The 21,958-nt window shown below is 66.8% G+C and carries 23 protein-coding genes and 1 tRNA gene; 12 read left to right on the top strand and 12 right to left on the bottom strand.

Features of this window, described 5'->3' with window-relative positions; translation table 11 throughout:
* The first annotated feature begins 8 nt into the window (after positions 1-8).
* The 3 genes from RND78_RS07070 to RND78_RS07060 all read left to right on the top strand — a co-directional run bounded on the left by RND78_RS07070 (position 9) and on the right by RND78_RS07060 (position 3,428).
* Positions 9-1,604: an MFS transporter gene (locus RND78_RS07070; RefSeq protein ID WP_312727165.1), complete on the top strand. Its 1,596-nt coding sequence runs from the start codon at positions 9-11 to the stop codon at positions 1,602-1,604.
* Positions 1,605-1,650: 46 nt separating this feature from the next.
* Positions 1,651-2,274 carry an isochorismate family cysteine hydrolase YcaC gene (ycaC, locus tag RND78_RS07065; RefSeq protein ID WP_312727164.1) on the top strand — a complete coding sequence of 208 codons (624 nt, stop codon included), beginning with the start codon at positions 1,651-1,653 and terminating at the stop codon, positions 2,272-2,274.
* A 242-nt stretch (positions 2,275-2,516) separates the two neighbouring features.
* Positions 2,517-3,428, top strand: a complete 912-nt coding sequence (locus tag RND78_RS07060; protein ID WP_312727163.1) for a LysR substrate-binding domain-containing protein — start codon at positions 2,517-2,519, stop codon at positions 3,426-3,428.
* Here RND78_RS07060 and RND78_RS07055 read toward each other — a convergent pair.
* Positions 3,406-4,665 carry an MFS transporter gene (locus tag RND78_RS07055; RefSeq protein ID WP_312727161.1) on the bottom strand — a complete coding sequence of 420 codons (1,260 nt, stop codon included), beginning with the start codon at positions 4,663-4,665 and terminating at the stop codon, positions 3,406-3,408. The two genes, RND78_RS07060 and RND78_RS07055, sit on opposite strands and share 23 nt — an antisense overlap.
* A gap of 254 nt (positions 4,666-4,919) precedes the next feature.
* Here RND78_RS07055 and RND78_RS07050 point away from each other — a divergent pair, with 254 nt between their 5' ends.
* On the top strand, positions 4,920-5,288 hold the full coding sequence (locus RND78_RS07050; protein ID WP_312727160.1) for a hypothetical protein: 369 nt from the start codon (positions 4,920-4,922) through the stop codon (positions 5,286-5,288).
* 358 nt (positions 5,289-5,646) lie between these two features.
* Here the strand turns inward: RND78_RS07050 and RND78_RS07045 are convergent, their stop codons facing one another.
* The gene (locus tag RND78_RS07045; RefSeq protein WP_312727157.1) at positions 5,647-5,772 is read right to left on the bottom strand and encodes a VOC family protein; all 126 of its coding nucleotides are present in this window, start codon (positions 5,770-5,772) and stop codon (positions 5,647-5,649) included.
* 13 nt (positions 5,773-5,785) lie between these two features.
* Positions 5,786-6,706, bottom strand: coding sequence for a LysR family transcriptional regulator (locus tag RND78_RS07040; protein ID WP_312727154.1), 921 nt, complete (start codon positions 6,704-6,706; stop codon positions 5,786-5,788).
* A gap of 102 nt (positions 6,707-6,808) precedes the next feature.
* Between RND78_RS07040 and RND78_RS07035 the strand changes: the two genes are divergently transcribed.
* Together RND78_RS07035 and RND78_RS07030 are read left to right on the top strand one after the other, a co-directional pair.
* Entirely contained in the window at positions 6,809-7,996 is a 1,188-nt protein-coding gene (locus RND78_RS07035; RefSeq protein ID WP_312727153.1) for an MFS transporter, read from the top strand.
* A 109-nt stretch (positions 7,997-8,105) separates the two neighbouring features.
* Positions 8,106-8,471 (top strand): hypothetical protein, encoded by a 366-nt coding sequence (locus RND78_RS07030; protein ID WP_312727151.1) that lies wholly within the window; start codon positions 8,106-8,108, stop codon positions 8,469-8,471.
* Between the two features lie 5 nt (positions 8,472-8,476).
* On the opposite strand, the gene RND78_RS07025 is transcribed toward RND78_RS07030, so the two are convergent.
* The 9 genes from RND78_RS07025 to RND78_RS06985 all read right to left on the bottom strand — a co-directional run bounded on the left by RND78_RS07025 (position 8,477) and on the right by RND78_RS06985 (position 16,304).
* Complete coding sequence (locus RND78_RS07025; protein WP_312727148.1) at positions 8,477-9,355, bottom strand: LysR family transcriptional regulator; 879 nt, start codon at positions 9,353-9,355, stop codon at positions 8,477-8,479.
* Positions 9,356-9,514: 159 nt separating this feature from the next.
* Positions 9,515-10,615, bottom strand: a complete 1,101-nt coding sequence (gene ychF / locus RND78_RS07020; RefSeq protein ID WP_312727146.1) for a redox-regulated ATPase YchF — start codon at positions 10,613-10,615, stop codon at positions 9,515-9,517.
* A 40-nt stretch (positions 10,616-10,655) separates the two neighbouring features.
* Positions 10,656-11,240: an aminoacyl-tRNA hydrolase gene (gene pth / locus RND78_RS07015; RefSeq protein ID WP_312727144.1), complete on the bottom strand. Its 585-nt coding sequence runs from the start codon at positions 11,238-11,240 to the stop codon at positions 10,656-10,658.
* A gap of 34 nt (positions 11,241-11,274) precedes the next feature.
* Positions 11,275-11,898, bottom strand: coding sequence for a 50S ribosomal protein L25/general stress protein Ctc (locus RND78_RS07010; RefSeq protein WP_312727143.1), 624 nt, complete (start codon positions 11,896-11,898; stop codon positions 11,275-11,277).
* Between the two features lie 124 nt (positions 11,899-12,022).
* Positions 12,023-12,964, bottom strand: a complete 942-nt coding sequence (locus RND78_RS07005) for a ribose-phosphate pyrophosphokinase (RefSeq protein WP_312727140.1) — start codon at positions 12,962-12,964, stop codon at positions 12,023-12,025.
* Between the two features lie 41 nt (positions 12,965-13,005).
* Positions 13,006-13,080, bottom strand: a tRNA-Gln gene (locus RND78_RS07000).
* Positions 13,081-13,105: 25 nt separating this feature from the next.
* On the bottom strand, positions 13,106-13,966 hold the full coding sequence (ispE, locus tag RND78_RS06995; RefSeq protein ID WP_312727138.1) for a 4-(cytidine 5'-diphospho)-2-C-methyl-D-erythritol kinase: 861 nt from the start codon (positions 13,964-13,966) through the stop codon (positions 13,106-13,108).
* Positions 13,963-14,583, bottom strand: coding sequence for a lipoprotein insertase outer membrane protein LolB (lolB, locus tag RND78_RS06990; protein ID WP_312727136.1), 621 nt, complete (start codon positions 14,581-14,583; stop codon positions 13,963-13,965). Before lolB ends, ispE begins: the two co-directional genes overlap by 4 nt.
* Entirely contained in the window at positions 14,580-16,304 is a 1,725-nt protein-coding gene (locus tag RND78_RS06985; protein WP_312727135.1) for a tetratricopeptide repeat protein, read from the bottom strand. The genes lolB and RND78_RS06985 overlap by 4 nt, the downstream gene beginning before the upstream one ends.
* 245 nt (positions 16,305-16,549) lie before the next feature.
* Between RND78_RS06985 and hemA the strand changes: the two genes are divergently transcribed.
* From hemA to RND78_RS06955, 6 genes are all read left to right on the top strand, one after another.
* Positions 16,550-17,818, top strand: coding sequence for a glutamyl-tRNA reductase (gene hemA / locus RND78_RS06980; protein ID WP_312727134.1), 1,269 nt, complete (start codon positions 16,550-16,552; stop codon positions 17,816-17,818).
* Positions 17,815-18,897, top strand: coding sequence for a peptide chain release factor 1 (gene prfA, locus RND78_RS06975; protein WP_312727132.1), 1,083 nt, complete (start codon positions 17,815-17,817; stop codon positions 18,895-18,897). The genes hemA and prfA overlap by 4 nt, the downstream gene beginning before the upstream one ends.
* Before the next feature lie 3 nt (positions 18,898-18,900).
* Positions 18,901-19,731, top strand: coding sequence for a peptide chain release factor N(5)-glutamine methyltransferase (gene prmC / locus RND78_RS06970; RefSeq protein WP_312727130.1), 831 nt, complete (start codon positions 18,901-18,903; stop codon positions 19,729-19,731).
* The gene (locus tag RND78_RS06965; RefSeq protein ID WP_312727129.1) at positions 19,725-20,480 is read left to right on the top strand and encodes a molybdopterin-synthase adenylyltransferase MoeB; all 756 of its coding nucleotides are present in this window, start codon (positions 19,725-19,727) and stop codon (positions 20,478-20,480) included. Before prmC ends, RND78_RS06965 begins: the two co-directional genes overlap by 7 nt.
* Positions 20,473-21,264 carry a glutamate racemase gene (gene murI / locus RND78_RS06960; protein ID WP_312727128.1) on the top strand — a complete coding sequence of 264 codons (792 nt, stop codon included), beginning with the start codon at positions 20,473-20,475 and terminating at the stop codon, positions 21,262-21,264. Before RND78_RS06965 ends, murI begins: the two co-directional genes overlap by 8 nt.
* A gap of 148 nt (positions 21,265-21,412) precedes the next feature.
* On the top strand, positions 21,413-21,937 hold the full coding sequence (locus RND78_RS06955) for an acyloxyacyl hydrolase (RefSeq protein ID WP_312727127.1): 525 nt from the start codon (positions 21,413-21,415) through the stop codon (positions 21,935-21,937).
* Positions 21,938-21,958: the final 21 nt, after the last annotated feature.

The raw sequence follows: 21,958 nt of genomic DNA, 5'->3' as shown, positions 1-21,958 counted from the left end.
CCGCCGCCATGACCGCCGCCGCCCTGAATCCCAACGCCGCCTCGCCTTGGCAACCCTTGCGCCAGCGCACCTTCCGCTGGCTGTGGCTGGCCAGCATCGCCTCCAACATCGGCACCTGGATGCACGAGGTGGGCGCCGGCTGGCTGATGACCTCGCTGTCGGCCAGTCCGCTGGCGGTGGCCCTGGTGCAGGTGGCGGGCGCCTTGCCGATGTTCCTGCTGGCGCTGCCGGCCGGCGCCCTGGCCGACATCGTCGACCGGCGCCGCTACCTGCTCGGCGTGCAGCTGTGGATGGCCGCGGTGGCCTTGGCCCTGGCGGGTCTGACCCTGGCTGGCTGGATGACCGTACCCCTGCTCCTGGGCCTGACCCTGGCCATGGGCGTGGGCACGGCGCTGATGCTGCCGGCCTGGTCGGCGCTCACCCCCGAGCTGGTGGACAAGAGCGAACTGCCCGCCGCCATCGCCCTGTCCAGCCTGGGCATGAACGTGGCGCGGGCCCTGGGTCCGGCGCTGGCCGGGGTGCTGGTCAGCCTGGCCGGTCCCTGGCTGACCTTCGCCCTCAATGCCGTCTCTTTCCTTGCCGTCATCGTCGCGCTCCTGACCTGGCGGCGAGAGCCTGCAGCCGCCGTGCTGCCCGCGGAGCGCCTGCTGGGCGCGGTCCGGGTCGGTTTCCGCTATGCCCGCAGCTCTCCCCGGCTGCAGGTGGTGCTGGCCCGGACCGCCGCGTTTTTCCTCGGTGCCAGCGCCGGCATGGCCTTGCTGCCGCTGCTGGTCCGCCAGGCCCTGCAGGGCACCGCCCTGGATTTCGGCATCCTGCTCGGTTGCGTCGGGCTGGGTGCCATCGGCGGCGCCATGCTCTTGCCGCGCCTGCGCGAACGGCTGTCCAGTGACCTGCTGGTCGCCAGCGCCAGTGCGCTCTATGCCCTGGTCCTGCTGGGCCTGGCCTGGATTCGCGACTTCGCCTGGCTGCTACCGGTGATGCTCGCTAGCGGCCTGGCCTGGATCGCCGTGCTCTCCAGCCTGCAGGTGGCGGCCCAGACCGCCGTGCCCGGCTGGGTACGGGCTCGCGCCCTGGCCGTCTACATCCTGGTGTTCTTCGGTACCAGCGCCCTGGGTGGCGTTGTCTGGGGCGCCCTGGCCAGCCACTTCTCCCTGAGCCTGGCCCTGAGCGCGGCGGCTGCGGTACTGCTGGCTGGCATCGGGCTCACCTGGCGCCTGCGCCTGCCGGTCACCCCGGCGGCGGACATCGCGCCTGCGCTGCACTGGCCGGCGCCCATCCTCGACGATTCCCTTGACCGCGAGCGCGGCCCGGTGATGGTCACCCTGGAATACGACATCGCCCCCGAACACGGCCCGGCCTTCCGCCAGGCCATGCAGGCGGTAGGTGCCATGCGCCGCCGCAACGGCGCCTTCTCCTGGGCCCTGCTGCAAGACAGCGCCGAACCGAGACGCTGGCAGGAATTCTTCTGCGACGAATCCTGGCTGGAACACCTGCGCCACCACCACCGCGTCACCCAGGGCGAACAGCGCCTGGAAGCGGCGGCGCGGCAGTACCAGACCCCCGGCGTGCCCGTCGCCATTCGCCATCTCCTGGGCGGCGCCTGACGTCGCCCTTCATCCCAAGCACCACCACTCCACTGAGGACTCCACCATGAGCAAGCCCTACAACCGTCTCGACAAGAACGATGCCGTCGTCCTACTGATCGACCACCAGGCCGGTCTGATCTCCCTGGTGCAGGATTTCACCCCCAGCGACTTCAAGAACAACGTCCTGGCCCTGGCCAACAGCGCCAAGTTCTTCGGCCTGCCCACCATCCTCACCACCAGCTTCGAACAGGGCCCCAACGGCCCGCTGGTGCCCGAGCTGGTCGAGCTGTTCCCCGAGGCGCCCTACATCGCCCGGCCCGGCCAGATCAACGCCTGGGATAACGAAGACTTCGTCGCCGCCATCAAGGCCACCGGCCGCAAGCAGCTGATCATCGCCGGCGTGGTGACCGACGTCTGCGTGGCCTTCCCGGCGCTGGCGGCCATCGCCGAGGGCTTCGATGTCTTCGTGGTGACCGATGCCTCCGGCACCTTCGACAAGACCGTGCAACAGGCCGCCTGGGCACGCATGAGCGCCGCCGGGGTGCAACTGATGAACTGGTTCGGCGTGGCCTGCGAACTGCACCGCGACTGGCGCAACGACATCGAGGGCCTGGGTGCCCTGCTGTCCAACCACATCCCCAACTACCGCAACCTGATGACCAGCTACGCCAAGCTGGCCGCCAAGTAAGAGCCTATCCAAAGTCTGCTGCGCGTCGGCCAAACGGCGTTGAAGAGGCCCTGGGTCGCCAGCCCCACCTAGGCGGCCCCGTCGGAATGCTCATTTACTATTTGTAAACTCGAGCGCGAGTCCGATCCGCTTCCTCAGGCCTCTTCGCCTTGTTTGGCTCTAGCTCGCGAGACTTTGAACAGACTCCAAGGTAACGACAGTCAGGCGCCCCTTCCGGCGCCTGACCTTCGCGGAGGGATGCCGTGAACCGCAACGACCTGCGCCGCATCGACCTGCACCTGCTGGTGGTGTTCGAAAGCCTGATGCACGAGCGCAATCTCACCCGCACCGCGGAAAAGCTCTTTCTCGGCCAGCCGGCCATCAGCGCCGCCCTGGTGCGCCTGCGGCAATTCTTCGACGACCCCCTGCTGGTGCGCAGCGGTCGCGCCATGGAGCCCACGCCGCGGGCCCTGGCCATTCTCGATCGGCTGCGCCCGGCCCTGGACAGCCTGTCCAACGCCCTGAGCGAGGTCGACGACTTCGATCTCGGTGCCAGCCGCGCGGTGTTCCGCATCGGCATGTCCGACGATGTCGAGTGCGGCCTGCTGCCACCGTTGCTCGCCCATCTGCGCGAGGTGGCGCCGCACTGCGTGCTGGTGGTGCGCAACGCCAACTTCCTGCTGCTGCCCGGCCTGCTCGCCAGTGGCGAAGTCTCCCTGGGCATCAGCTACACCACCCAACTGCCGGCCAACGCCAAGTGCCGCACCCTGAGGCACATCCGCGCCCTGGTGGTCCGCGCCGACAGCGATCCCGCGCCCCTGAGCCTGGACGACTACTGCGCTCGGCCCCATGTGCTGGTATCCATGTCCGGCGATCTCTGCGGCAACATCGACGACGACCTGGCGCGCCTCGGTCGCAGCCGCAAGGTGGCGCTCGGCGTGCCCCACTTCAACGGCCTCGGCGCCCTGCTGGCCGGCAGCGAACTGCTCGCCACCGTGCCCGACTACGCCGCCCGCGCCCTGGCCGCCGGTGGCGGCCTGCGTATCGAGGAGCCGCCCTTTGCCATCGTCCCGGCCAAGCTCTCGCTGGTCTGGCGCGCTGCCCAGGACCAGGACCCGGGCGAACGCTGGCTTCGTGGCGAAATTTTCAGGTTCATGGGCGAGCCGGCTGCGTGAGTCGTGCCGGTTGGCTCGCGGCCGACGGGTCGGCCACCGCTCCGGAAATCCGCATGCCACGGGTTTCCTTGCCGAAGGCCACGAACAGCACGATCAGCACGGCGACGGTACCGGCCACCAGCGCCATGGCCAGGCCATAGTTGCCGTCGTGGGCCGCGGCGATCTGCGCCTGCAGGGTGGCGTTGACCGAGGCCAGTAGGTTGCCCATCTGGTAGACGAAGCCTGGTAGCACGGCGCGCGCATTGCCCGGCACCAGTTCGTTGAGATAGGTGGGTATCACGCCCCAGGCGCCCTGCACCATGAACTGCATCAGGAAGGCGCCGATGCCCAGCGTCCAGGAGCCGCTGGCGAAGGCCCACAGCGGCAGGATCGGCAGCGACAGCAGGGCGGCCAACATGATCGCCTTCTTGCGCCCGATGCGCTCCGACAGCGAACCGAAGAAAACCCCGCCGAGCATCGCCGCGATGTTGTAGCTGATGGCGATCAGGCTCACGGTGTGGGCGTCGAACTGGTGCTGCACCTTGAGGAAGGTGGGATAGAGATCCTGGGTGCCGTGGCTGAAGAAATTGAAGCAGGCCATCAGCAGCACCATGTACAGACAGATCGGCCAATGCTGGCGCAGGATCGGCAGCAGGGCGGTGCTCTCCTTGCGCTCCCGCGCCGCCAGCCACACCGGTGACTCCGGCACCTTGAAGTAGATGAAGGGCAGCAGCAGGATCGGCACCGCGCCGATCAGGAACAGGCCGCGCCAGCCCACCGCCTCGAAGCACAGCCCGTAGACGATGGAGGCCAGCAGGTAGCCGCAGGGATAGCCGGCCTGGAAGATCCCCGACATCAACCCGCGCGAGCGATCGGGGATGGTTTCCATCGCCAGCGACGAGGCCACGCCCCAGACCCCGCCCATGGCCACGCCGTAGAGGATGCGGAAGGCCATGAAGGCGGTGAAGGTCGGCGACCAGGCGGAAAGGACCTCGAACAGCGAGAACAGCACGATATTGAGCATCAGGATCGGCCTGCGCCCGTGGCGCTCGGCCAGGCGCCCGAACAGCAGGGCACCCATCGGCCGTACCGCCAGGGTCAGCATGATCGCCAGGGATACGTCGGTCACGGAGTCCTGGAAGTACTGCGCCAGGTTGCTGAGGACGAACACCAGGATGAAGAAGTCGAAGGCATCCAGCGTCCAGCTGGCGAAGGTGGCGAAGGCCACGTTGCGTTGCGTGGAGGTCCAGCTAGACATGGCGATCTCCTTGCCCGAAGGGCTTCCCGTCCCTGGCGGCAGGAGCGGCCGGGGAGGGAGGCGACAGGGTTGTGGTGGTTGTGCCTCCAGCCTCCACCCGCCCGGCTTACCAGAACCTTAAGGTGGACATCACCGTCTTCCCCGCCTGACCGGGGGTAGCCATCAGCCGCGTCGATAAGCGCTATCCGCCGGTACGATTTATGGACGAGGGATGGGTTTCTTACGATGGCTCCATACTTTTCGGAGCCACTCCCATGCCCCTCGCCGCCCTTCGCAACGCCCTCCGCCTGCTGGCCTGCGCCGGCTCGCTCGCCCTGCTGGCCGGTTGCGCCAGCTCCCATACCGCCTACCTGCAGGACGGCCGTACCGCCTACCTGGTGCAGTGCAACGGGGTGTTCGGCAACTGGTCCGGCTGTGCGGGCGAGGCGGCCGAGCGTTGCGCCACCGGCAGCTATCAGGTGCTGGCCCGCAACCACCTCGACGGCGCCAGCGAAGCCCAGGCCGAAGCCAGCGTAGCCGGCCAGTCCTATCCGGTGCGCAACCTGTTGGTGCAGTGCCAGGGCGAACAACTGGCCTGGCGCGTCGGCACCTTCGTCCGCCGCCTGCCGGTGAGCGAGGGTTGAGGGTAGCTCGGGAGGCTACCGAGCCTTTGGCCGTTGGCTTTAGGCAAGGCGCGGAGGTACCGCTCCTACGGACAGGGGCCGGAGGCTGATCGCGAGCCTGCCGGGGTTGCTGGAGATGAACGCCTGCTCGGATAACCCCCTCTCCCCTCGGGAAAGGGTTGGGGTGAGGGCGCCCCGCGCAACGAAGTCACCCGCGGAAAAGGCTGCGCCGTTTTCCAGGCTACGACTCGGTAGCCGATTGATCTGTGATTTATCGCGGCCATGGGCCGCTCCTACGGGCTATCCGGCTGCTGTAGGAGCGGCCGCATCGGCGGACCGCCATGGCCGCGATCATGCGATCAGACCGTTCGCCAAATCCTCAGGCATGCTCCAGGAAATTCAACAGCCGCCCGCCGGGATCGCGGACGAAGAAGCGCCTCACGCCCCACGGCTCCGTCACCGGGCCATACTCCGGCGCATAGCCCGCGCTTTCCAATCGACGCAAGACCTCGTCCAGATCATCGATTTCCAGGGACAGCTCCGGCACCGGTGTTCCCGCGCCGCCTTCCACCGAGCGCCTCTGCCACGATCTGCAAAAACTCCCGGGTCGCCGGCGTCGGTAGCCGTGACCAGATGGCATGGACATTACGCTGCGGCGCATCGCTCACCGGCACGCAGGCCAGGCCGCTGAAGGTCAGCGCCAGGCTGCGTGGTACCAGTCCCACTGCCAGGCCGCGGCGAACGAAGCGCTCCAGCAACTGCATGTGGCTGGTCTCGAAGCGCACCCGATGAGGCAGGCCCAGGGCGGCGAAGGCCTCGTCGGTCTGCCGCCGCGCCCCGCTGCCGGCCGGCAGATCCACCAGCGGCAGATCCACCAGCTCGTGCAGCGACAGCCTGTCCCGCCCGGCCAGGGCGTGCTCCGTGGGCAGCACCGCCACCAATTCCTCGCTGAGCAGCAGACGACTGTCGACCCCCTCCAGCCGGACCTGCCGCGAGACGCCGATCAGGGCGAAATCCAGCTGCCGCTCCCGCACCGCCGCCAGCAGCGTCTCGCTCTTGTCCTGGCGCAGCTCGATGTCCACCTGGGGATGGCGGGCGTGGAAGGCCGCCAGCAGCTCGACGATGTCCAGCCGCGGCACCGAGGAAATCAGGCCTACCGTCAGGCTGCCACGAATGTCGCCCACCGCCGCCGCCACGTCCTGCTGCAACCGCTCCACTGCCGCCAGCGCCTGGCGCGCATTGGCCAACATCGCCTCGCCCGCCGGGGTGATACGCACCTGGCGCGGCAGCCGCTCGAACAGGGTAGCGCCCAGCTCGGCTTCCAGCCGGGCGATCTGGTGGCTGAGCGCCGACTGCACCACGTGGCACCGCTCGGCGGCGCGGGTGAAGTGGCGCTCCTCGGCCAGGGCGACGGCGAATTCCAGTTGCTTGAGATTCATGGCGCTATCTTGAAGTGAGATCGAAGTCATCTTAAGGATTCATTTAACCGATAACTACCGTTGTCCGATACTGATCAGCCTCTCGCTTGCCGGATCTCGCGGATGTCGACCCCAACGCCACCCCTCAGCCGCTGGCTGACCCTGCTCATGGCCGTCGCCACCGGCATCGCCGTGGCCAGCAACTACTACAACCAGCCGCTGCTGCACACCATCGCCCAGCGCTTCGACCTCAGCTACACCCAGGCCGGCAGCATCGTCACCACCGCCCAGCTCAGCTATGCCGCCGGGCTCCTGCTGCTGGTCCCGCTGGGCGATCTCCTGGAGCGGCGGCGGCTGATCGTCAGCATGAGCGTGATCGCCGCGGCGGGCCTCGCCCTGAGCGCCACCGCCACCAGCCTGCCCTGGCTGCTCTTGGGTACCGCCATGACCGGACTCTTCTCGGTGGTGGCCCAGGTGCTGGTGCCCTTCGCCGCGACCCTGGCGGCGCCAGAGCAGCGGGGCAGGGCGGTGGGCACGGTGATGAGCGGTCTCATCCTCGGCATCCTGCTGGCCCGTACCGTGGCCGGGGCGCTCTCGTCCCTGGGCGACTGGCGCACCGTCTATGCCGTGGCGGCCGGTCTGATGCTGGCTACCTCCCTGGCCCTGCGCCTGGCGCTGCCGCGCTATCAGCAGTCGGCGGGCCTGAGCTATCCGCGGCTGCTGGGCTCAGTGTTCGTGCTCTTGCGTGACGAACCCCTGCACCGGCTGCGCACCCTGCTGGGCTGCCTGGGGTTCGCGGTCTTCGCGGTGTTCTGGACGCCCCTGGCCTTCCTGCTCGCCGCCGAGCCGTATGGCTTCGGCGACGGCACCATCGGCCTGTTCGGTCTTGCCGGCGCGGTGGGGGCACTGGCCGCCAACCTGGCCGGGCGCATGGCCGACAAGGGCCAGGGCAATCTCGCCACCAGCATCGGCCTGGCGGCCATGGTCCTCGCCTGGCTGCCGCTGGCCTTCGCCCAGGCTTCGCTGGCGGCGCTGTTGCTCGGCGTCCTGGTGCTGGATCTCGCCGTGCAACTCACCCACGTGAGCAACCAGAACGTGGTCTATCGCCTGCGCCCGGAAGCCCGCAGCCGCCTCAATGCCGGCTACATGACCGGCTATTTCCTCGGCGGCTCCCTCGGTTCGCTGCTGTCGGCGCGGCTGTACGAACACTTCGGCTGGACCGGTGTGAGCCTGGCCGGCTGCCTGCTGGCAGCCACGGCCTTGGGTGTCTGGTGCCTGTTCCTGCTGCGTCAAGGCCAGGCACGGGGCTAGTCCTGGACGATCATCAGCGCGGTCGATGATCGCTATCCCGCAAGACGATTTCTAGGCGAGGGATGGGCTGGGGACAATGAGTCCACACCCACCCGACAAGGTACTCGCCATGAAAACCCTCACCGCACTCTTCGCCGCTTCCCTGCTCACCGCTGCCGTCGTCCAGTCGGCCCAGGCCGAGGAAAGCGCCCTGCGTCCCCTGGGTTCGCTGATCGAAAAACACCAGCAAGGTGCTGACCGTACCCTGGCCGAGAACGGCACCGACCGTAGCCTGCAGCCCTCGATCGAGCGCCAGCAGCAACGCCTGGAGCCGCGTCGCGCCCTGGCCGAGAACGGCACCGACCGTAGCCTGCAGCCCTCGATCGAGCGTCAGCAGCAGCGTCTCGATGGTCGGCGTCTGGCGGCAGATGGCGCCGAGCGTACCCTCCAGCAATGGCCCCAGCGTAAGCCGAGCCCCCAAGGCACCGTGGCTTGAGTCGGCTAGACCGTCAGTCGGTCGCGCAGATAGTCCGAGAACAGCTGGACGATGCGCGCCGACTGGCGATGCTGGGGATAGACCGCATAGACCGCCGCACTGGGCAGGGTGAAGTCCTCCAGCACCTGCACCAGCGCCCCTGAGGCCAGTGCCTCGTTGACGATGAAGGTCGGCAGCACCGCGATCCCCTGGCCGGCCATGGCCGCATCCCGCACCACCTCCCCGTTGTTGGCCCTGAGCTGACCCTGCATGGGCAGTACCAGCGGCTTGCCCCCACGCTGGAAGCGCCACTCCACCTGGCGACCATGCCCATAGAGCAGACAGCTGTGCCCGGCCAGATCCTCCGGCTGCACGAGTGGTGGCGCCTGGCGCAGATAATCCGGGCTGGCGCAGGTCACCAACTGCATCTCGGTCAGCCGCTTGGCGATCAGGCTGGAATCGGCCAGGGTGCCGATCCGGATCGACATGTCGTAACCCTCGGCCAGCAGATCCACCGCCCGGTCGTTGAGGTCCAGCTCCAGGCGAATCTGCGGATAGGCCGAGAGAAAATCCGGTAGCAAGGGACTCAGATGCAGCGTGCCGAAGGTCATGGGGGCACTGACCCTCAGTACCCCCTGGGGCACCGTGCGCCGGCTGGAGAGCAACTCCTCGGTGTCGTTGACGTCCTCGAGGATCTTCACCGCCCGCTCATAGAGCAGCACCCCCAGCTCCGTCGCCTGCAAGCGTCGCGTGGTGCGATTGATCAACCGCACGCCAAGACTCTCTTCCAGCAACAGGGTCCGCCGACTGACGAACTGCTTGGACAGCCCCAGCTTGTCGGCAGCGGCCGTGAAGCTGCCCTCGTTCAGGGTGGTGACGAACAGGCGCAGGTCATCGAAATTCATGGCGGCATCCAGGCAGCGGGAGACGTTCGACGGCGGTCGGATCGCCGTCATTGTGCCAAATCGCCAGGCGTCCGGTGTCAGCAGGCCGTTGGCGAACGGGCAAAAGAAAACCCCCTCGCCACCTTGCGGTGAGGAGGGGGTTCTGGCGTTCGCAGTCGCTTAGACATTGAAGCGGAAGTGCATGACATCACCGTCCTTGACGATGTAGTCCTTGCCTTCCAGGCGCCACTTGCCGGCTTCCTTGGCACCGTTCTCGCCCTTGAAGGCGATGAAGTCGTCATAAGCCACCACTTCGGCGCGGATGAAGCCCTTCTCGAAGTCGGTGTGGATGACGGCAGCGGCCTGGGGCGCGGTGGCGCCGATGCGCACGGTCCAGGCACGGACTTCCTTCACCCCGGCGGTGAAGTAGGTCTGCAGGTTGAGCAGCTCGTAGCCGGCGCGGATCACCCGGTTCAGGCCCGGCTCTTCCATGCCCATGGATTCGAGGAACATCTGCTTTTCCTCGTCGTCGTCCAGCTCGGCGATTTCCGCCTCGATCTTGTTGCACACCGGCACCACCACGGCGCCTTCTTCCTCGGCGATGGCACGGACCACGTCCAGGTGCGGGTTGTTCTCGAAGCCGTCTTCGGCGACGTTGGCGATGTACATCACCGGCTTGCTGGTCAGCAGGTGGAAGCTGCGCACCAGGCGCTTCTGCTCGTCGTCCAGGCCCTTCAGCAGGCTACGGGCGGGCTTGCCGGCCTCGAAGTGGGGGATGAGCTGTTCCAGCAGGGCCTTTTGCGCCAGGGCTTCCTTGTCGCCGCCCTTGGCATTGCGGGTGACGCGCTGCAGTTGCTTCTCGCAGCTGTCGAGGTCGGCGAAGATCAGCTCCAGGTCGATGACCTCGATGTCGCGCTTGGGGTCCACCGAGTTGGCCACGTGGATGACGTTCTCGTCTTCGAAGCAGCGCACCACGTGGGCGATGGCATCGGTCTCGCGGATGTTGGCGAGGAACTTGTTGCCCAGGCCTTCACCCTTGGAGGCGCCCGCCACCAGGCCGGCGATGTCGACGAACTCCATGGTGGTGGGGATCACTCGCTCGGGCTTGACGATTTCCGCCAGGGCGTTCAGCCGCGCATCGGGCATGGGCACGATGCCGCTGTTGGGCTCGATGGTGCAGAAGGGAAAGTTTTCCGCCGCGATACCGGATTGGGTCAGGGCATTGAACAGGGTGGACTTGCCGACGTTGGGCAGGCCGACGATGCCGCAATTGAATCCCATGGTGTGTGTCCTCGCGGAAGAAAAGGAAGAGAGTGGGGGGTCAGGTCTTGCGACTGTGCAGGCGCTGCATGGCGCGGGTCAGATCACCGGCCAGCAGTTCCGGCACGACTTCCAGGGCGGCGTCTATGCTGGTGTCGAGCAGGTCCTGCTCGCTGCGCGGTGCGCGGCCCAGGACGAAGTTGGAGACCAGGCTGGCGTGCCCCGGATGGCCGATGCCCAGGCGCAGGCGCTGGAAGCCGTTCTGATTGCCGAGCTGGGCGATGATGTCGCGCAGCCCGTTGTGACCACCATGGCCGCCGCCGGTCTTGAGGCGCGCGGTGCCGGGTGGCAGGTCGAGTTCGTCGTGAGCCACCAGGATGGCCGCCGGCGGGATGCGGAAGAAGCCGGCGAGCGCCGCCACGGCCTGGCCGCTGCGGTTCATGTAGGTGGTGGGAATGAGCAGACGAACATCGTTGCCCGCGTGGCGAAAGCGCCCCACGAGGCCGTGATACTTGCGCTCGACCGCCAGGCTGGCGCCCTGGGCGGCGGCGAGTCGCTCAACGAAAAGGGCCCCTGCATTATGCCGGGTCTGGTCGTATTCGGGGCCTGGATTACCCAGGCCAACGATCAGTTGAACGGCAGTCATGTCAGGGGCCCTTCTCGGTCAGGCGTGCGCGAGATTACTCGGCAGTGCCTTCTTCGGCAGCACCGTCAGCAGCTTCTTCACGGATGCGCGGCAGGTGGATGCTGGCAACCGGCAGATCGCTGCCGTGGGCCAGGGACACCAGCTCGACGCCAGCCGGGACCTTCAGGTCGCTCAGGTGAACGATCTGGTCCAGCTCGACCTTGGCCATGTCGACTTCGATGAATTCCGGCAGGTCTTTCGGCAGGCAGGAGACTTCGACTTCGTTGACGGTATGCAGGATCTCGCCACCTTGCTGCTTCACGCCCACGGAAGTTTCCTGGTTCATGAAGTGCAGGGGTACGTGAGCGGTCAGCTTCTGGTCGGCGATGACGCGCAGGAAGTCGGCGTGCATGACGTAGCCCTTGGAGGGGTGACGCTGCAGGGCCTTGACCAGGACGCTTTCGTTGCTGCCACCGACCTTCAGGGTGATGACGCTGGCGAAAGCGGCTTCGCTTTCCAGCATCTTGGCCAGGTCCTTGCCGACCAGGGTGATGGACGTCGGGGCCTTGTCGCCACCGTAGATCACGGCGGGAACGTTACCGGCGTTACGACGCAGGCGGCGGCTCGCACCTTTCCCCAGGTCGGAACGCACTTCGGCATTCAGAGTGAAATCAACCATTGTGAATCTCCAGGATAAGGAATCGGCGGGACGCGAACTTGCGACCAGTTTCTACGACCCTACCGACTAAAAAGCCCCGGTAGGCCATCACGGCCTTCCGGGGCGCTTCCAGAGCGGCTGTTCCTTAACGGAACATCGCGCTGATGGATTCTTCGTTACTGATCCGGCGCACTGCCTCGGCCACCACTGGCGCGATGTCCAGCTGGCGGATACGGCTGCAGGCCTGGGCCGCGGTGGACAGCGGAATGGTGTTGGTCACCACCAGCTCGTCCAGCACGGAGTTGTCGATGTTCTTGATGGCGCGGCCCGACAGCACCGGGTGGGTGCAGTAGGCCAGGACCTTGGCGGCGCCGTGTTCCTTCAGGGCCTTGGCCGCATGGCACAGGGTGCCGGCGGTGTCGACCATGTCGTCGACCAGCACGCAGGTGCGGTCCTGGATGTCACCGATGATGTGCATCACTTCCGACTGGTTGGCCTTGGGACGACGCTTGTCGATGATCGCCAGGTCCACGCCCAGGCTCTTGGCCACGGCACGCGCACGCACCACGCCGCCGATATCGGGGGAGACGATCATCAGATTCTCGAAACGCTGGTCTTCGATGTCATCCACCAGGGCGGGGGAGCCGTAGATGTTGTCCACGGGAATATCGAAGAAACCCTGGATCTGGTCGGCGTGCAGGTCAACGGTGAGCACCCGGTTGATGCCCACCACGGTCAGCATGTCGGCCACGACCTTGGCGCTGATGGCGACCCGCGCGGAACGCGGACGGCGATCCTGGCGCGCATAGCCGAAATAGGGGATGACTGCGGTGATACGCGTCGCCGAGGAGCGGCGGAAGGCGTCCGCCATCACCACCAGTTCCATCAGGTTGTCGTTGGTCGGCTCGCAGGTTGGCTGGATGATGAAGACATCCTTGCCGCGCACGTTCTCGTTGATTTCGACGCTGATCTCGCCATCGGAGAATTTGCCGACGGAGACGTCACCGAGAGGGATATGCAGCTGGCGCACGATGCGCCGTGCCAGATCGGGGTTGGCGTTCCCCGTGAAGACCATCATCTTGGACACGCTGCAGTTCCTGCGGCTTGAGGTGGGTCTTGGAAGGAAAATGGCAGGGGCGGCTGGATTCGAACCAACGCATGGCAGGATCAAAACCTGCTGCCTTACCGCTTGGCGACGCCCCTGTATCTTGCTGAGTACTAGCTGTACTCATTCTCTGGTCAGACTTGCTAGCGCTCGGTGCAACATCGAAACGTTGCTGCCCTTGGCTACGAAGCCTGGAAGTGATGCTGGTAGCTGGCTCGCCACTGTATCAGCTTCGGTCTTATTTGGAAAGCTTCCAAATATGCAACCTCCAGTGCCGGTTAATCTAGCTGAAACAAATTTGTTTAGCAAGATCAAAGCGTTACGAATTTCTGGGTAACGCTTCTCGACCGTACTCTGGCAGTCATTCCGACCTGTCCACTCGAGAACGGCGCAAACTTTAATGGCGGGAGTGTCTCGTGTCAACAGCGGATCGGAAAAAATTTCTGCTGTACTTACAGAGACTTGCGGCACGGCCACGAGATACCAGGGTTCCGGCGGTGCGACCGGGGTGAGCTTTTCCCCCACGCCCTCGGCGAAGGCGGCCTGGCCGCGGACGAACACCGGTACGTCGGCGCCCAGGCGCAGCCCCAGTGCTGCCAGGTCGTCGAGGCTGGCACCGAGGCCCCAGAGGTGGTTGAGGCCGAGCAGGGTGGTGGCGGCGTCCGAGCTGCCGCCGCCGATACCACCGCCCATGGGCAGGCGCTTGGTCAGCCAGAGATCGGCGCCGCGGGTGGTACCGCTTTCCGCTTGCAGCAGACGGGCGGCGCGCAGGATCAGGTTCTGTTCCGGGGCGACCCCGGGCAGGCCGTCGTGCAGCTCGAGGGTGCCGTCGTCACGCGCGGCGAAACCCAGGTCGTCGCCCCAATCGAGGAATTGGAAGAGCGTCTGCAGTTCGTGGTAGCCGTCCGGCCGGCGACCGAGGATGTGCAGGAACAGATTGAGCTTGGCCGGCGCCGGCAGGATGAAGGCGGGCGCCGCGGTCATTTGCCCAGCTCACGCGGCTGCCAGCTCTTCACCACTAGGATGACTTCCAGGTCCTTGCCGGTGAGCTTGAGGCGCTCGGGCAAGGTGTAGCCGTTCTGTTCGGTATAGCGGGTGTATTCGACGGTCCAGCCGTCCTGCACCAGGCGCGCCAGATGGCTGTCGGCGTCCAGGGTCAGCTGGCTGCGGCTGTCCGGTGCCGGCAGGCCGCGAACCCACCAGAGCAGGTGCGAGACCGGCAGGCGCCAGCCGAGTTGCTGTTCGAGCAGGGCTTCGGGAGAGTCGGCCTGGTAGCTGCCCTGGCCGGAGACGTCGAGGGTGACGGCACCCGGACGCCCGGTGAGGCGGGTGGCGCCGCGCCCCAGGGGGCCGGCCAGGCGGATGTCGTAGTAGTCCTGGCGCTGCAGCCAGAACAGGGTGCCGCTGCCGGAATCGCGCGGGGCACGGATGCCGACCTTGCCGTCGATCTGCCAGCCGTCGAGGGCGGCGATGCGCTGCTTGTGGGCCTGCCACTGGGCAGCGTTGCCCTGGCGTTCCACGGCCTCCTGGCGAGAGGTGCTGGCGCAGCCGGCCAGCAGGGCGAGCAGGAACAGGGTGAGGAGGGTACGCACGCGGATCATCGGAGGGTTTCGCTTCCAGTCAGGCGTTTGAGGGTGCTGCGCAGGATGGCGTCGTCGGCATCGGCGTCGAGACCGGCGCGCCAGACCTTGCGGGCTTCACTGCGCTTGCCCTGGGCCCAAAGCACCTCGCCGAAGTGGGCGGCTACCTCAGCATCGGGGAAGCGTTCGAAGGCCTGGCGCAGGTAGCGCTCGGCGTCGGCCAGCTGGCCCTGGCGATAGCGGACCCAACCCATGCTGTCGAGGATGGCCGGATCGTCCGGGCTCAGCTGGTGCGCCTTGTCGATCAGTTGGCGCGCCTCGGTCAGGCGGGGGGTGCGATCGGCGAGGGTGTAGCCCAGGGCATTGAGCGCCATGGCGTTGTCGGGGTCGTGGGCGATGATGTAGCGCAGGTCGCTCTCCAGCTGACCGAGATCGCCGCGCTTCTCCGCCAGCATGGAGCGGACGTAGAGCAGGTTGAGGTCGTTGGGGTATTGCTGCAGGGCCTGCTGCACGGTCTGGTCGGCGAGGGCGAGCTGGTCGGCGCTGGCCAGGCCCTCGGCTTCGAGCAGGTACAGCGGCACGGCGTATTCGCTCTGGCGCTTGCGGGCCTCGGCCAGGTGCTGGCGCGCCTCCACGGTGCGGCCGGCGCCGAGCAGGATTTCCGTCTGGCGCTGCTGGGCGGCGAGGTAGTCGGTGCCCGGACCGACCTGGGCGTATTCGGCCAGGGCTTGCTCGGGCTGGTCGAGTTCTTCGTAGCTGCGCCCCAGGTTGAGGTGTGCGGCGTCCACATGGCTGCCGCGGGCGACCAGCTCCTTGAGGTAGACCTGGGCTTCCTGCCAGGCCTGGGCCTCCAGGCAGACCAGCGCCAGGGAGAATCTGAGGTCGTCGTCATCGGGGAACTGGCTGACCAGCTCGGCGAATTCGCGCTTGGCCTGGTCCAGGCGATCCAGCTCCACCAGCAGGCGCGCATGGGCCAGGCGCAGGCGACGGTCTTCCGGATGTTGGCGGATGCCGGCCTCGAGCAGCGGCAGGGCCTCGGCGCTGCGATCCTCGCTCTGCAGCAGGCGGGCCCGCAGCAGCAGCGGGGCGACTTCGCGCTTGGCCGCCGGATTGCGCTCCAGCAGTTTCAGGGCTTCGTCGGCACGACCGTCCTGCTGCAGCAGCAGTGCCTTGCCGAACAGCAGCTGGCCGTTGTGCGGGTACTTGGTCAGCAGCCGGTCGAAGCTCTTGAGCAGGCCGGCGCGGGTGGTTTCGTCGGTTTCCGCGGCGGACAGCGCGAGGAAATCGAAATGGGTATCGCCCTGGCCCTGGAGCACCCTTTCCATGTAGACCATGGATTCGTCATAGCGCCCGGCGCGGGCCAGCATGATGGCGGCGGCACGCTGGGCGTCCAGGTTGTCCGGCGCGTTGCGGGCCCAGATCTGCGCGGTTTCCAGCGCCGGGGTGTCGGCGCCGAGGTATTCGGCGATGCGGAAGGCCCGTTCGGCCACGCCCGGATCCTGGGTCGACTTGGCCTGTTCGACGTAGTTGGTCAGGGCGATGTCGAAGCGATTGCGCTGGCCGGCCAACTCGGCGACCAGCAGGTCATAAAGGGTGTCTTCGCGGAAGGAGCCGGCCGGTTGTGGCGTGCTCGTCTTGGCGGTGGGCGCAGGAATGGCGGCTTCGGGCGTCGGTTGACGGCCGAGATTCTGGCAGCCGGCGAGCAACAGGGCGGTCGTCAGCAGCGCGAGGTATCTGGTCATAGGGTCGGGGCGGCCTTTTTACAGTCGGTCCATCATGCCACAAGAGTCGCCGTGGCCGCGTTGCCCACGCGTGGCGACGCGCACGGGAAGTGCGGTGGTCGAGGCTGTTGACGCCTTTTGTCCGGCAAGATTCATTCGCCCAGGCTATGACGGCCATTGTCCGACGGCTCGTCGCTGCTGGTTGTCGCCACCGCCCGCGCGTAGGACAATGGCCGGCTTTCCTATCCGTTCGACTGCTTGCGTCCATGGCCTTTCTCGCGCTCGGCATCAATCACAAGACCGCCTCGGTTGAGGTGCGCGAACGTGTGGCTTTCACTCCGGAGCAGACGGTCGAGGCCCTGCGCCAGCTGGAGCAGGCCACCCACAGTCGCGAAGCGGCCATTCTCTCCACCTGCAATCGCAGTGAACTCTACCTGGAGGTGGAGCCCAGTCTGGCGGAAGCCGTGCTGGCCTGGCTCGCCCAGTATCACCGGGTGCCGCTGGAGGATCTGCGCGCCAGCATCTATTTGCATCAGGACGAAGCCGCGGTGCGCCACATGATGCGGGTGGCCGCGGGCCTGGATTCCATGGTGCTGGGCGAGCCGCAGATCCTCGGCCAATTGAAGTCGGCCTATGCCGTGGCGCGCGAGGCGGGTACCGTCGGCCCGCTGCTGGGACGGTTGTTCCAGGCCACTTTCAACACTGCCAAGGCGGTGCGCACCGACACGGCGATCGGCGAGAACCCGGTGTCGGTGGCCTTCGCTGCGGTCAGCCTGGCCAAGCAGATCTTCAGCGACCTGAGTCGCAGCCAGGCGCTGCTGATCGGCGCCGGCGAGACCATCACCCTGGTCGCCCGCCATCTCCACGAGCAGGGCGTACGCCGGATCGTGGTCGCCAACCGCACCCTGGAGCGTGCCAGCCACCTGGCGGAAGAGTTCGGCGCCCACACCGTGCTGCTCGCCGATATTCCCGACGAACTGGTCAACAGCGACATCGTCATCAGTTCCACCGCCAGCCAGTTGCCCATCCTCGGCAAGGGCGCGGTCGAGCGGGCGCTCAAGCAGCGCCGGCACAAGCCCATTTTCATGGTCGACATCGCCGTCCCACGCGACATCGAGCCGGAGGTGAGCGAGCTGGAAGACGTCTACCTCTATACGGTGGACGACCTGCACGAGGTGGTGGCGGAGAATCTCAAGAGTCGCCAGGGCGCCGCCCAGGCCGCCGAGAAGCTGGTGCTGGCCGGGGTCGAGGACTTCATGCAGCGGCTGCGCGAACGCGCCGCGGTGGACGTGGTCCGCGCCTATCGCCAGCAGGGCGAGCAGATCCGCGACGACGAACTGGCCCGTGCCCAGCGCCTGCTGGCCAATGGCGCGGATCCCCAGGAAGCCCTGGCGGCCCTGGCGCGTAGCCTGACCAACAAGCTGATGCACGCACCCAGCGTGCAGCTCAAGAAACTATCCGCCGAGGGGCGCGTCGATGCGCTGACCCTGGCCCAGGAACTCTTCGCCCTCGACGAGGGTTTGGACAAGACATGAAGACCTCTCTGTTGCACAAGCTCGACGGTCTGCAGGATCGTTTCGAGGAACTGACGGCGCTGCTCGGCGACGCCGAGGTCATCAGCGACCAGACCCAGTTCCGCGCCTATTCCAAGGAGTACGCCGAACTCGAGCCGGTGAGCCAGGCGTTCAGCGAGTATCGCAAGGTGCAGGCCGATCTGGAGGGCGCCCAGGCGCTGCTCAAGGACAGCGATCCGGACCTGCGCGAGATGGCCGAGGAGGAGGTCGCCACCGCCAGGGCGCGGCTGCAGGCGCTGGAAGACGAGTTGCAGCGCATGATGCTGCCCAAGGACCCCAACGATGGGCGCAACGTCTTCCTGGAAATCCGCGCCGGCACCGGTGGCGACGAGGCGGCGATCTTCGCCGGCGATCTGTTCCGCATGTATTCGCGCTATGTCGAGCGCCAGGGCTGGCGGCTGGAAGTGCTGTCGGAGAACGAGGGCGAGCACGGTGGCTTCAAGGAAGTCATCGCCCGGGTCGAGGGTGACAACGTCTACGCCAAGCTCAAGTTCGAATCCGGTGCACACCGGGTCCAGCGCGTTCCCGAGACCGAGTCCCAGGGCCGCATCCACACCTCGGCCTGCACCGTGGCGGTACTGCCCGAGCCCGACGAGCAGCAGGCCATCGAGATCAATCCGGCGGACCTACGCGTCGACACCTATCGTTCCTCCGGCGCGGGCGGCCAGCACGTCAACAAGACCGACTCCGCCGTGCGCATCACCCACCTGCCCACCGGCATCGTGGTGGAGTGCCAGGAAGAGCGCTCGCAGCACAAGAACCGCGCCAAGGCCATGGCCTGGCTGTCGGCCAAGCTCAACGACCAGCAGGATGCGGCGGCGCACAAGGAAATGTCCGATACCCGCCGCCTGCTGGTGGGCTCCGGTGACCGTTCCGAGCGCATCCGCACCTACAACTTTCCCCAGGGCCGGGTGACCGATCACCGCATCAACCTGACGCTCTATTCCCTGGGCGAGGTGATGAATGGCGATGTGCAGCAGGTGATCGACCCGCTGCTGCAGGAATACCAGGCCGATCAACTGGCGGCGCTGGGAGACTGACCCATGGCCACCATCGGCGCCTTGCTGCGCGAAACCCAGTTGCCGGACTCGCCCAGCGCTCGCCTCGACATGGAACTGCTGCTGGCCGCCGCCCTGGGCAAGCCGCGCAGTTACCTGCGCACCTGGCCGGAAAAGCTGGTGCCGCGCGAGGTCCTGGCGCGCTTCCAGGCCGATCTCGAGCGGCGCCGCCAGGGCGAGCCGGTGGCCTACATCCTCGGGCAGCAGGGCTTCTGGTCGCTGGACCTGGAAGTGAGTCCCGACACCCTGATTCCCCGCCCGGACACCGAGGTGCTGGTGGAGACCGTCCTGGCGCTGCCCCTGGCCGAGGAGGCGCGGGTACTGGATCTGGGGACCGGCACGGGCGCCATCGCCCTGGCCTTGGCCCACGAGCGGCCGCGCTGGACGGTGCTCGGCGTGGATCGCATTCCTGAGGCGGTAGAACTGGCGCGCCGCAATGCCCAGCGCTTGCGCCTGGCCAACGCAGGCTTCGAGCAAAGTCACTGGCTCGCCGCCCTGGCTGGCCAGCGCTTCGAACTCATCGTCAGCAATCCGCCCTATATCGCCGGTGACGATCATCATCTGGATGAAGGCGACGTGCGCTTCGAGCCGCGCAGCGCCCTGGTGGCCGGCGCCGATGGCCTGGACGACATCCGTGAATTGGTCGCGACGGCGCCCGCCCACCTGCAGCCCGGTGGCTGGCTGTGGCTGGAGCATGGCTTCGAGCAGGCGGCCGAGGTGCGCGAGCTGCTGGTACGCCAGGGCTTCAGCGCGGTCGAGAGTCGGCGCGACCTGGGCGGTCATGAGCGCATCAGTGGAGGCCATTGGCCATGCTGAGCGACGGCGAGCTGCTGCGCTACAGCCGGCAGATCCTGCTGGCCCAGGTAGACATCGCCGGACAATTGCGGCTGAAAGAAGCCAAGGTGCTCATCGTCGGTCTCGGCGGCTTGGGCTCGCCAGTGGCGCTCTACCTGGCAGCCGCGGGCGTCGGCGAGCTGCACCTGGCCGACTTCGACCAGGTCGACCTGAGCAATCTGCAACGCCAGGTGCTGCATGACGAAAGCCGCATCGGCCAGGGCAAGGTGGATTCCGCCCTGCAACGCCTGGCCGCGCTCAATCCCGAGGTGCGCCTGGTGCCGCTGCGCGAGGCGCTGGATCCCGACAGTCTGCGCGAGCGGGTAGCCGCAGTCGATCTGGTGCTGGATTGTTCGGATAACTTCACCACCCGCGCCGCGGTGAACGCCGCCTGTGTCGCCACCGGTCGCCCGCTGGTCAGTGGTGCGGCCATTCGCCTGGAGGGCCAGCTCAGCGTCTTCGATCCGCGCCGAGCCGACAGCCCCTGCTACCACTGCCTCTACGGCGAGGGTAGCGAAGCCGAACTCAGCTGCAGCGAAGCCGGTGTGCTCGGCCCGGTGGTGGGGTTGGTAGGCAGCCTGCAGGCGCTGGAAGCCCTGAAGCTGCTGGCCGAATTCGGCGAGCCCCTGGTGGGCCGCCTGCTGCTGGTGGATGCGGCGAGCAGTCGCTTCCGCGAATTGCGGGTCAAGCGCGATCCGGGCTGTCCGGTGTGCGGCGGGCGTCATGGCTGACGAGGCGCCGATCGGGGTCTTCGATTCCGGCGTCGGCGGCCTGTCGGTGCTGGCGGAGATCCGCCGGCTGTTGCCGGCGGAAACCCTGCACTACGTGGCCGATTGCGGCCATATCCCCTATGGCGAGAAAACCCCGGAATACATCCGCGAGCGCTGCCAGGTGATCGCGGCACGGCTGCACGACCAGGGTGCCAAGGCGCTGGTGGTGGCCTGCAACACCGCGACGGTGGCGGCGGTGGCCGATCTACGCGAGCGCTATCCCGACTGGCCCATCGTCGGCATGGAACCGGCGGTGAAGCCTGCGGCAGCCGCCACGCGCAATGGCGTGGTGGGCGTGCTGGCGACCACCGGCACGCTGCAGAGCGCCAAGTTCGCCGCCCTGCTGGACCGCTTCGCCCATGGCGTCCAAGTACTCACCCAGCCGTGCCCGGGTCTGGTGGAACAGGTCGAGCGGGGCGACCTCGTAGGGCCCCAGACCCGACAGCTGCTGCAGGGATTCCTGGCGCCGCTGCTGGCTGCCGGCTGCGATACCCTCATCCTCGGGTGCACCCATTATCCTTTCCTGCGTCCGCTGCTGGCTGAACTGGTCCCGCCGGAGGTCACCCTGGTGGATACCGGCGCCGCCGTGGCGCGGCGGCTGCAGAGCCTGCTGGAGGTGAACCAGCGCCTGGCGACGGGGTCCGCGGGTCCGACTCTCTTCTGGACGTCGGGCGATCCAGGCGCTCTGGCGGCGGTGCTGCCCCAGCTATGGCCGGCAGGCGCCGAGGTGAAGGCGTTCGTCTGACTTTCCCTCGGAGTTTCGCTCGCCAAGCCTCTGTCCAACGACTAGCATTCAGCCTTGTAGGTAAAATGCCGCAGCCTGTGAACCCCTTCACGACTTCGCGGTCAATCTGCTGTTCGTAAAAACTAGAAACATCAACAAGGGCACTCTTATGAACAAATTGCTTTCCTTCGCAGTAGCCACCGCGCTTGCGCTCGGTGGAGTGGCGTCGGTACAGGCCGCCGAGATCACCGGTGCGGTCGGTGCGACCAGCCAGAGCGGGATGACCTACCGCCTCGGTGCCGGTTGGAAGTGGGACAAGAGCTGGTGGGAAAGCTCCACGGGCCGCCTGACCGGCTACTGGGATGCCGGCTACACCTACTGGGAAGGCGAGAGCGGCCATTCCTCCGGTGAGCATTCGCTGTCCTTCGCTCCGGTATTCGTCTATGAATTCGGCAGGGGCTACGTGAAGCCCTTCGTCGAGGCCGGTATCGGCGTTGCGGTGTTCTCCAGCACCAAGGTCGGCGAGCAGGACCTGGGTTCGGCCTTCAACTTCGAGGACCGCATCGGCCTGGGTCTGAAGTTCGGTGAAACCCAGCGCGTCGGCATTCGCGCGACTCACTATTCCAACGCGGGGATCAAGCAGCCCAACGATGGCATCGAGTCTTACGCGCTGTTCTACAGCCACAGCCTCTGAGCCGCGGTTGGAATGAAAAAA

Origin of the sequence: Pseudomonas oryzihabitans (assembly GCF_032027545.1) — a bacterium.
In the GTDB taxonomy this organism is placed as follows: Bacteria; Pseudomonadota; Gammaproteobacteria; order Pseudomonadales; family Pseudomonadaceae; genus Chryseomonas; species Chryseomonas oryzihabitans_F.
The sequence above is the reverse complement of the archived record's forward strand: the minus strand, read 5'-3'. Positions and strand labels throughout refer to the sequence as shown.